Raw genomic sequence first — 10236 nt, 5'->3', positions numbered from 1 at the left:
TCCGTCGTCGGCAGCGTCAGATGTGTATAAGAGACAGCGTCGGTACCGCCCGTGCCGCCGGTGCCGTCGCTGCGCGTCGCCTCCCCCAGCGCGGCGCCCTCGCGACGGGCCCTGGCCGCCTCGGCCGCGAGCGGGCTGAGCGGCAGGGGTGAGCTGGTGATGGTGGCGTCGGCCTTGCGCGGCAGCGTCAGCCGGAAGCAGGAACCCTCGCCGTGCGCGCCCCACGCCTCGAGTCGTCCGGCGTGCAGCCGGGCATCCTCGAGCGCGATGGCCAGGCCCAGACCCGTGCCTCCGGTCGTGCGGGCCCGCGCCGGGTCGGCGCGCCAGAACCGGGTGAAGACGAGGGCCGCCTCGCCCGGCCGGAGCCCGACGCCGTGGTCGCGCACGGTGACCGCGACGGCCGAGTCGTTCTCGCCCACGGTCACCTCGACCGGGCGGCCCTCGCCGTGCTCGACCGCGTTGGACACGAGGTTGCGCAGGATCCGTTCGATGCGGCGCGAGTCCATGTCGGCGATGACCGGCCGCTTGGGCATCCGCAGCACCAGCCGCGTGCCGCGGCTGGCGGCGAGGGCCCGGTGGGCGTCGACGGCTCGCTCCACCGAGGCGCGCAGGTCGGTCGCCTCGACCTCGAGCACCGCGGCGCCGGCGTCGAACCGGGAGATCTCGAGCAGGTCGGTCAGGAGCGACTCGAACCGGTCGAGCTCCTTGTGGAGCAGCTCGGCGGATCGGGCGACGGTCGGGTCGAACCCGGCCCGGGAGTCGTGGATGAGGTCGCCGGCCATCCGGATCGTCGTCAACGGGGTGCGCAGCTCGTGCGACACGTCGGAGACGAACCGCTGCTGGACACGCGAGAGGTTCTCCAGCTGGGCGATCTGCTGCTGCAGGGAGGCCGCCATGGCGTTGAAGGAGTTGCCGAGGCGGGCGAGGTCGTCCTCGCCCTTGGAGCGCATCCGCTCGTTGAGGTTGCCCTCGGCGAAGCGCTCGGCCACGAGCGCGGCCCGGCGGACCGGGTCGGCGACGAGGCGCGTCACGACGAAGGCGATGGCGCCGATGAGCAGCACGAGGATGGCACCACCGACGAGGAACGTCTGGCCGATGAAGGAGATGATCTCCCGCTCCCGGTGCATCGGGTAGATGAAGTAGAGGCCGTAGTCGCCGGCCACGGGCGTGGCGATGCGCTGCCCGACGATGACCGCCGAGATGGAGTCGTTGCCCTCGTCGATCGTCGCGACCTGCAGGTGCTGGCGGTCCGGCTGCGCGGCGACCTGGGCGCGCAGCTCCGCCGGGATGAACCGCGCGCTGCCCGAGCTGCTCTCGATGGTGTTGATGATGATGCGACGACCGGCCGGGTTGTCGAGCGTCGACAGGACGACGTAGCGCTTCTCGTTGCCGGCGTCGCGCCGGTACTGGTTGACGAGCGTCGTCGCGAACTGGGTCAGCGCGGCGTCGGAGGCGATCTGGTCCGTCGAGTCGAACTGCTTCTGCGCGTCGGCGGCGTCACGCAGGCTGTCGTCGGCGGCGATCCGCTGGCGCCCGTCGACGAGGCCCTGGGCGATCGAGCCGTAGAGGTAGGTGCCGACGGCCGTGAGCACGAGGATGCCGAGCAGCATCGTGACCATGACGACGCGGAACCCGAGCGAGGACCGCCACAGGTGCACGAGGCGCGAACCCGCCCGGCGCAGCGCCGAGCGGGCCCGCGACGCGAGCCCGGCGACCTGCGCGGTGCCCGACCTCGCGGTCATCTCAGGCCGGACCCGCCTTGTACCCGACGCCGCGGACCGTCACGACGATCTCCGGGCGTTCGGGGTCGTGCTCGATCTTCGAGCGCAGCCGCTGGACGTGGACGTTGACGAGACGGGTGTCGCCCGCGTGGCGGTAGCCCCACACCTGCTCGAGGAGCACCTCGCGGGTGAAGACCTGCCACGGCTTGCGGGCCAGGGCCACGAGCAGGTCGAACTCGAGTGGCGTCAGGGACAACGGCCGGCCGTCGCGCTTGACCGAGTGCCCGGCGACGTCGATCTCGAGGTCGCCGATGGCGAGCTTCTCGGGGGCCGGCTCGTCGCCGCGGCGCAGCCGGGCGCGGACGCGGGCGATGAGCTCCTGGGGCTTGAACGGCTTGACGACGTAGTCGTCGGCGCCGGACTCGAGGCCGACGACGACGTCGACGGTGTCGGTGCGGGCCGTCAGCATGACGATCGGCACGCCGCTCTCGGAGCGGATGCGTCGGCACACCTCCATGCCGTCGAGGCCGGGCAGCATGACGTCGAGCAGGACCAGGTCGGCGTGCGACTCGCGGAAGGCGGACACCGCCTCGGCGCCGTCGGCCACGTGGGTGACCTCGAGCCCTTCGTTGCGCAGCACGATCCCGAGCATCTCGGCGAGTGCGAGGTCGTCGTCGACGACCAGTACCCGACCCTTCACGACACACTCCGTTTCCCGGGACGACAGTGTCCCGTCCCCCGTAGTCCTTTGGCACATCATCACACAGGGACGCGACGCGGCCGGTACGACGCGGGGACGCCGGCGCGGGCGGGTGCGGTGCGGGCGGAACGCCGCGAACCGGACGAACCGTCCGGCGGTCACGACCCGGCCTGTGTCAACCCTGCGTGACGTACCACTTCCCGCCGATGCGGACCGCCTTGAAGTTCGAGACGACGTCGGCCGCGAGCGCCGGCTCGGTCGTCACGCTCTCGAACGAGGCCTGGTCACCGGTGACGGTGGCCCCGCTGATCTTCAGGCCCCGGAACGCGCCGCCGAGCTCCTTGAGCTGGTCGAGCATCGGCGTGATCGTCTTGCTGCACGCCGCCGCCGCGCCCGGGATGCTCGAGATGGTCTTGCCCCCGGTGGCCATGAGCTCGCACACGGTCCGGCCGTCGCCCGCGACCATCGCGCCGAGCCACGAGGTCATCGCGGCCTCCGGCGTGGTCTGGTCGACCGGGGTCGGCGTGGCCGCGGTGGTGCTGTCGCCGGTGGCGCCGCTCGTGTCGGACGGAGTGTCGGACGGAGTGTCGGACGGAGTGTCGGACGGGGTGTCGGACGCCGTCGCGGGGGTCGAGGCGGCCGATGCGGCGGGCGTCGTGCTCGAGGTGGTGGGCGGGGTGGTGGCCTTGCTGCAGGCCGCGAGCGAGACGGAGAGCGAGAACGCCAGCACGGCGGTCGTGAGCTTCTTCATGGAGGGTCCCTGCCAGACGGTGGTGAGTTGGCGCCAATCCTCGCACGGTGGCCGCGGACCGGGACCGGGCCGCAGGACCGATCGGGCCAAAACGGCCCAGCCGCAGGGTGGAGCGGGGATGATCGGCCCGTGACGAGCGACACGACCCGCGCCGCGGCCGTCACCGGGACACCGGTGCCGGACGCCGCCGGCGCCGCCGACGCCGCCGACGCCGCGGACGCCGCCGACACCTCGGACGCCCCGGGCACCGCCGACGCCCCGACCGTCGACGCGACGCGGCGCCCGCCGCTGCCCTACCGCGTGCGCCAGGCGCTGCCGGGCCTCGTGCTCCTCGCAGCGATCGTCCAGGTGGCGCGCCCCGTGTCCGACCCGGACACCTTCTGGCACCTGGCCGCCGGGGACCGGCTGCGCACGACGTGGGTGTTCAACGGCCCCGACCCGTGGAGCACGATGTCGACCCAGCCGTGGCGCCTGCACGAGTGGCTCCCCGAGCTGCTCATGAGCCTGGCCCAGCAGCTGCTCGGCCTGCCCGGCGTCGCGTGGCTGCTGCCGCTCGGGGTCGCCGGCATCGGCCTCGTGCTGTGGCGGGTCACGCGCCGTCGCGGCTCACTGCTCGTCTCGGCCGCGGTGACCGCCGTCGCTCTGGCGGCGATGAGCCAGAGCCTGTCGTTGCGCCCTCACCTGGTGACCTTCGCCCTCACCGCCGTGACGACGGGGGCCTGGCTGCGCTCGTGGCAGGACCGCCGGGCCCGCTGGTGGCTCGTGCCGCTGACGTGGGTCTGGGCCTGCTCGCACGGCATGTGGTTCATGGGGGTGCTCGTGGGCGTGGTCGCGCTCGTCGGCCTCGCCCTCGACCGACGCGTCGGCCGCCGTGAGTGGGGACGGCTCGCGCTCGTGCCACTGGCGTCGCTGGCCGTCGCGGCGCTGACGCCGACCGGGCCGGAGCTGCTGCTGTCGCCCTTCGCGGTGTCCGAGACGACGGAGTTCGTCCAGGAGTGGATGGCCCCCTCGATCAAGCAGCCCGGGTTCGCGTTCTTCGTCGGGATGGTCGGCGTGGTCGTCCTCGTGTGGGCGCGGTCGCGCTCCCGGGTGCCGTGGACGGACGTCCTGCTGCTCGTCCTCGGCACGGGCCTCGCCCTGCTCTACGCCCGGACGGTCGCCGTCGGTGCGGCGGTCGTGGCCCCGGTCGCCGCCGTCACGCTGCAGGGCCTGCTGCCCACGGCTCCCGAGCCGGTCGAGCGCCGCGAGGTCGGGTTCACCGTCGGCCTGGCCTCGCTCGGCCTCGTCGTGGCGGCCGTCGTCGTCGCGGTACGGGCCGTGCTGCCGGCCTGGGGTGCGACCGGTCTCGACCCGGCCATCGCCAGGCTGCCCGCCGGGACCGTCGTCTGCAACGACTACGGCATCGGCGGCTGGCTCATCTGGCGGCACCCGAACGTGCGTCCGGCCATCGACGGCCGCATCGAGGTCTACAGCCTCAGCCACGTGCGCGAGTACGTCGCCTTCTCCTCGGCCACCCCCGGGTGGACCGCCTACCTGACGCACACCGGCTGTCGCTGGGCGCTCGTGTCGGCCTCCTCCGCGACGTCGGAGGCCCTCCAGAAGCAGGCCGGCTGGCGCGTCGCGGACCGCGACTCCGAGTTCGTCCTGCTGCAGGCGCCTCCCGCGGGTCGCTGACGACCCGTGCGCTGACGCAGCGGTGCCGCCCGCCCCCGGTGGGGGCGAGCGGCACATGACGGGCAACCGGAGCGACCGGCGCGCCGCCGCAGCGGTCGCGTCAGTACCGGTAGTGCTCCGGCTTGTACGGGCCGGCGACGTCGACGCCGAGGTACTCGGCCTGGGCCTTGGTCAGCTCGGTCAGCCGCACGCCCAGGGCGTCGAGGTGCAGGCGGGCGACCTTCTCGTCGAGGACCTTGGGCAGGGTGTAGACCTGCTTGTCGTACTCGCCGGTCTTCGTGAACAGCTCGATCTGGGCGATCGTCTGGTTGCTGAAGGAGTTGCTCATGACGAAGCTCGGGTGCCCCGTGGCGTTGCCGAGGTTCATGAGACGGCCCTCGGACAGCACGATGATCGAGCTGCCGGACTCGAAGGTCCACTCGTGCACCTGCGGCTTGATCTGCGTCTTGACGACGCCGGGCACGCGGGCCAGCCCCGCCATGTCGATCTCGTTGTCGAAGTGGCCGATGTTGGCCACGATCGCCTTGTTCTTCATCTGCTGCATGTGCTCGGCCGTGATGACGTCCTTGCAGCCGGTCGTCGTGACGAAGATGTCGGCGACGTCGACGACGTCCTCGAGGCGGGCCACCTGGTAGCCCTCCATCGCGGCCTGGAGCGCGCAGATCGGGTCGACCTCGGTGACGATGACCCGGGCGCCCTGGCCGGCGAGGCTCTGCGCGCAGCCCTTGCCGACGTCGCCGTAGCCGGCCACGACCGCGACCTTGCCGCCGATGAGCACGTCGGTGGCCCGGTTCAGGCCGTCGATGAGCGAGTGGCGGCAGCCGTACTTGTTGTCGAACTTGCTCTTGGTCACGGCGTCGTTGACGTTGATCGCCGGGAAGAGCAGCTCACCGGCTTCGGCGAGCTGGTAGAGACGGTGGACGCCGGTCGTCGTCTCCTCCGTGACGCCCTTGATGCCGGCCGCGACGCGCGTCCACTTCTGCGGGTCGGCCGCGACGGTCGCGCGGACGAGCTCCTTGAAGACGCCGAACTCCTCGGAGTCGGACTCGTCGTTGGGCGGGACCTGGCCCGCCTTCTCCCACTCGACGCCCTTGTGGACGAGCATCGTGGCGTCGCCGCCGTCGTCGAGGATCATGTTCGGGCCCTCGCCGTTCGGCCAGGTGAGGATCTGGTCGGTGCACCACCAGTACTCCTCGAGCGTCTCGCCCTTCCAGGCGAACACCGGCACCCCCTCGGGCGCGTCGGCCGTTCCGTTCGGACCGACGACGACCGCCGCAGCGGCCTCGTCCTGGGTGGAGTAGATGTTGCAGCTGGCCCAGCGGACCTCGGCACCGAGCGCGGTCAGCGTCTCGATGAGGACGGCCGTCTGGACGGTCATGTGGAGCGAGCCGGCGATGCGGGCGCCCCGGAGCGGCTGTGCGTCGGCGTACTCGGCGCGCAGGGCCATGAGGCCCGGCATCTCGTGCTCGGCGAGCCGGAGCTGGTGGCGTCCGGCCTCGGCGAGGCTCAGGTCGGCAACCTTGTAGTCGAAGGACATGGGTGATCGCTTCCTCTGGTGGTCGGTGTGCAGACCCGGCGCGCCCCTCTGGGCCATCGTTCGCGGGTCATCACCCACGCCGGCAGTCCCCCAGTCTAGCGAGGCCTCGCGGAGCAGCCCAACGACCGTGTCGAGCCCGGGCTCGGGTCAGTGGGTGGCAGTCCTGCGGCGCCGGGGGACGACGTGGAGCAGCGCGACGAGCGCGGCCCCGACGACGAGCCCGATGACGGCAGAGGCGAGGGTGTTGACGAACCACGCCAGGACCCCGCCGACGCCGGGCACGCCGGCAACGCCCTCCTCGAGGTGGTGCACCCCTGCGTACAGCGCGTGCCAGCCGAGCTCGTCGACGCCCACGAGCAGGATGTGGCCGCCGACCCAGAGCATCGCCGCGATGCCGACCGTCGCGAGCACGGACAGCAGCCTCGGCATGCCCTTGACGAGGGCCCGGCCGAGCCGCTGCGAGCCGCCGGACTCGCGTTCGGCGAGCGACAGGCCGACGTCGTCCATCTTGACGATGAGCCCGACGACGCCGTAGACGAGCGCCGTGATGAGCAGCGCGACGATGACGAGGATGACGGCCCGCGACAGCAGCGGCTCCTGCTCGACCTCGTTGAGGGCGATGACCATGATCTCGGCCGACAGGATGAAGTCGGTGCGGACGGCACCGGCCACGACGACCTGCTCGTCGACCTCGCCCGGCTCCCCCACCTCCTCGTGGTGGCCCGAGACGAGCTCCCACACCTTCTCGGCGCCCTCGTAGGACAGGTAGGCACCGCCGACCATGAGGACCGGGGTGAGCAGCCACGGCAGGAACTGGCTGAGCAGCAGGATGACGGGAAGGATGATGAGCAGCTTGTTGCGCAGCGAGCCGACCGCGATCTTCTTGATGATCGGCAGCTCGCGCTCGGGGTGCAGCCCCTGCACGTAGCGCGGGGTGACGGCGGTGTCGTCGACGACGACGCCCGTGGCCTTGATGCTCGCCCTCGTCGCGGCCGCGCCGACGTCGTCGACGGAGGCGGCCGCGAGCTTGGCGAGCGCCGCGATGTCATCGAGGAGCGCTACGAGTCCACCTGCCATGCGCACAGCCTAGGGCGCGTCCCAGCGTGCTCTCAGGGACGGGTCGTGCCGTCCCGGGTGGGCGGGTCGACGGCGAGCCCGAGGAGGGCGTTCTCGACGACCTCCGCGAGGGCCGGGTGGATCCAGTACTGTCCGCGTCCGACGTCGTGGACGTGCGCGCCGGTCGCCATGGCCTGCACGAGCGGCTGCACGAGGCTCGTCGCGTGGGGTCCGAGCAGGTGGGCGCCGAGCAGCCGCCCGGACCGCGGGTCGGCGACGAGCTTGCAGACGCTCGTCGTGTCCTCCATCGCCCACCCGTAGGCGGTGTCGCCGTAGTGCTGGACGGCGGTGACGTGTGCCAGGCCGGCGTCGACGCAGGCTTGCTCGCTGAGGCCGACGGTCGCGATCTGCGGGTGGCTGAAGATGCCGGAGGGCACGTGCGCGTGCGGGAGCCGGTGCAGGTCCTCGGGGTGCGCGAGGTTGTGCGCGACCGCCCGGGCCTCGGCGTTCGCGACGTGCTTGAGCTGCCACGGCGAGCTGACGTCGCCCAGGGCCCAGACGCCGGGCAGGTTGGTGCGGCCGTACTCGTCCACGGCGACGCGGCCGTCGTCGTGCAGGCGCAGCCCCACGGCGTCGGCGCCGAGGTCGTCGGTGTTGGGCCGGCGACCCGTGGCGACGAGCAGGAGGTCGCCCTCGACGGTGGCACCACCCAGCAGGTGCACCCGCACGCCACCGCACGGCCCGGCGAGCCGCTCGACCGCCGTGACCTCGACGCCGGTGCGCACGTCCCACTGCTCACGCGCGAGGTCGGTGAAGCGCTGGGAGATCTCGGTGTCGAGATGGCGCAGCAGCTGCGAGCCGCGCGCGAGGACCGTGACGTGCACGCCGAACGCGGAGAAGACGTGGGCCATCTCGGCCGCGATGAACCCGCCCCCGATGACGACCATCCGCCGTGGCAGCTCGTCGATGCGCATGACGGTGTCGGACGTGTGGAACGGCACCCCCGACGCCGTGACGACGTCCGGGACGACGGGCCGCGCACCCGCGGCGACGACGACCTGGTCCGCGGTCACCACCTCGGTCCCTCCGGCGTGCAGCCGAACCGTCAGCTCGCGGTCACCCGTGAACCGGGCGTGTCCGAGAAGCGCCGACGTGTTCGGGCCCTCCTGCCGGTAGCGCAGCCCACCCTCGGAGATCGGGTCGATGCGTCCGAACACCCGGTCGCGCACGTCCCGCCAGCGCACGCCGTCGAGGGTGGCGTCGACGCCGTAGCGGGCCGCCGAGCGCACGGAGTCGGCCACCTCGGCGGCATAGACGAACATCTTCGTCGGGATGCACCCGACGTTGATGCACGTGCCCCCGAAGATGCCGCCCTCGATGACGGCGACGCGCTTGCCGGCGAGGTCGGGGGTGACGAGCGAGTTGCCGCTGCCGCTGCCGATGATGGCGAGGTCGTAGTGGGCCACGGTCGCAGCCTACGGAGGCGCGGGCGGTCCGCCGGGTCAGGCACCCCGGGACCCGGGCCGTCGCCCGGTGCGCCTCAGCGGCTGCGGGCCCCCCGCAGGAGCTCGACGTGGGGCGAGGTGGCCGGGTCGAAGCCCAGGCCGAGCGCGAGGTACGTGGCGGCGAAGTCGGTGAGCGCGACGTGGTGGGCGAAGCGCAGCAACGGGTCGGTGGCCGGCGCGTCGACGAGGGAGACGCGCACGCCGGCGTCCTCGGCGACGGACACGATGGTCGCGGTCAACCGCTCGTCGGCGCCGTCGCTCGTGTCGCGGAGCATGATGAGCCGCAGCGGGGGCCGCGTCGGTCCGTCGAGGAACGGGTCGGCGAAGATGTCCTCGGCCCCACCGTCGGCGCCGCCGCCGGACAGCGGCCCGTCGAAGCACGCGACGATCTGGCTCGCCGCGTCGGGCAGTGCGCCGTGGGCCACGGGGACACGGCCGGTCCGGCCGAACATCCCCGCCGCGCGGCGGGCTGCGACGCCGCCGAACGGTCCCTCCCCCAGGACGATCGGCGCAGACTCGGCGATCTCGGTGGCCAGGACCTTGGCGGGGTTGACGAACGACTCCGACGAGGGGCGCGCCTCGGTGGCGCACCGGTCGAGCACGTCGGCGAGCGCCCCGAGCGTCTCGGTCCCCGCGGGCGCGATGCCGAGCGCGTCGGCGGCGAGGAGGGTGGGCGTCGCCTGCGCCCACATCGACGTGCGTGACGAGGACCCCGAGACGGGGATCGGCACGTGGACGCCGCGCGCCCGGGCGCTGACCTCGGCCAGGGGCGAGTCGGCCGCGCCGATGGTCAGCAGGGAGGCGCCCCGCCGCTGCGCCTCGGCGGCGAGGGCGAGGGCGCCGGCGGCGCGGCCCGACTGCGACACGGCGATGACGAGGTCGAGCGAGCCCACCCAGCCCGGCAGCGGCCCGGCGGAGCAGCTCTGCACCGGCAGGGACGCCCCGGCGCAGGCGAGCGCCTCGAAGAGGTCCGCGACGGCCGCCGAACCGCCGGCCGCCGCGACGACGACACCGCGGGGCTCGACGTCACGCAGCCGCTCGAGCCCCGCGTCGGCGGCCGCCTCGAGGGACCGACGCACCTGGGCTCCGGCCGAGGCGAGCGCGCGCAGGGTGTCGCTGCGGTCCAGGGCCGCGAGCGTCCCCTCGTCGTCGAGGCGGGTCTCGTCGAACACGGCGCCGACCGCGTCAGCCGTCGGTGCGCCGGGCGAGGTCGACGAGCAGCACGGGCACCCCGGACTCGACCGGGTAGGCGAGATGGTCGGTGGCACAACGCAGCTCGGGCGTCTCGCCCG

At 73.0% G+C, this 10236-nt stretch carries 8 protein-coding genes; 1 reads left to right on the top strand and 7 read right to left on the bottom strand.

What is annotated here, in order from left to right; translation table 11 throughout:
- The 3 genes from mtrB to ACPYOM_RS17975 all read right to left on the bottom strand — a co-directional run.
- Nucleotides 1-1742, bottom strand: a 1742-nt coding sequence (gene mtrB, locus ACPYOM_RS17985; RefSeq protein ID WP_481347007.1) for an MtrAB system histidine kinase MtrB, incomplete at its 3' end; no start/stop codon positions are given.
- A 1-nt stretch (nt 1743) separates the two neighbouring features.
- On the bottom strand, nt 1744-2421 hold the full coding sequence (gene mtrA / locus ACPYOM_RS17980) for an MtrAB system response regulator MtrA (RefSeq protein ID WP_481339785.1): 678 nt from the start codon (nt 2419-2421) through the stop codon (nt 1744-1746).
- 175 nt (nt 2422-2596) lie between these two features.
- Entirely contained in the window at nt 2597-3172 is a 576-nt protein-coding gene (locus tag ACPYOM_RS17975) for a hypothetical protein (protein ID WP_481347006.1), read from the bottom strand.
- 129 nt (nt 3173-3301) lie between these two features.
- On the opposite strand from ACPYOM_RS17975, the gene ACPYOM_RS17970 reads away from it, so the two are divergent.
- A complete protein-coding gene (locus ACPYOM_RS17970; RefSeq protein ID WP_481347005.1) occupies nt 3302-4846 on the top strand; it encodes a hypothetical protein in 1545 nt (514 codons plus the stop codon).
- Between the two features lie 100 nt (nt 4847-4946).
- Here the strand turns inward: ACPYOM_RS17970 and ahcY are convergent, their stop codons facing one another.
- The 4 genes from ahcY to ACPYOM_RS17950 all read right to left on the bottom strand — a co-directional run bounded on the left by ahcY (nt 4947) and on the right by ACPYOM_RS17950 (nt 10116).
- A complete protein-coding gene (ahcY, locus tag ACPYOM_RS17965; RefSeq protein WP_481347004.1) occupies nt 4947-6383 on the bottom strand; it encodes an adenosylhomocysteinase in 1437 nt (478 codons plus the stop codon).
- Between the two features lie 147 nt (nt 6384-6530).
- Nucleotides 6531-7460 (bottom strand): DUF808 domain-containing protein, encoded by a 930-nt coding sequence (locus ACPYOM_RS17960; RefSeq protein ID WP_481347003.1) that lies wholly within the window; start codon nt 7458-7460, stop codon nt 6531-6533.
- Between the two features lie 32 nt (nt 7461-7492).
- Nucleotides 7493-8905: a mycothione reductase gene (locus ACPYOM_RS17955; RefSeq protein ID WP_481347002.1), complete on the bottom strand. Its 1413-nt coding sequence runs from the start codon at nt 8903-8905 to the stop codon at nt 7493-7495.
- 74 nt (nt 8906-8979) lie between these two features.
- A complete protein-coding gene (locus tag ACPYOM_RS17950; protein WP_481347001.1) occupies nt 8980-10116 on the bottom strand; it encodes an SIS domain-containing protein in 1137 nt (378 codons plus the stop codon).
- Between the last annotated feature and the right edge of the window lie 120 nt (nt 10117-10236).

This window comes from Monashia sp. HAY1-2A, from assembly GCF_056755315.1.
This window is presented reverse-complemented; position numbering and strand designations above follow the sequence as displayed.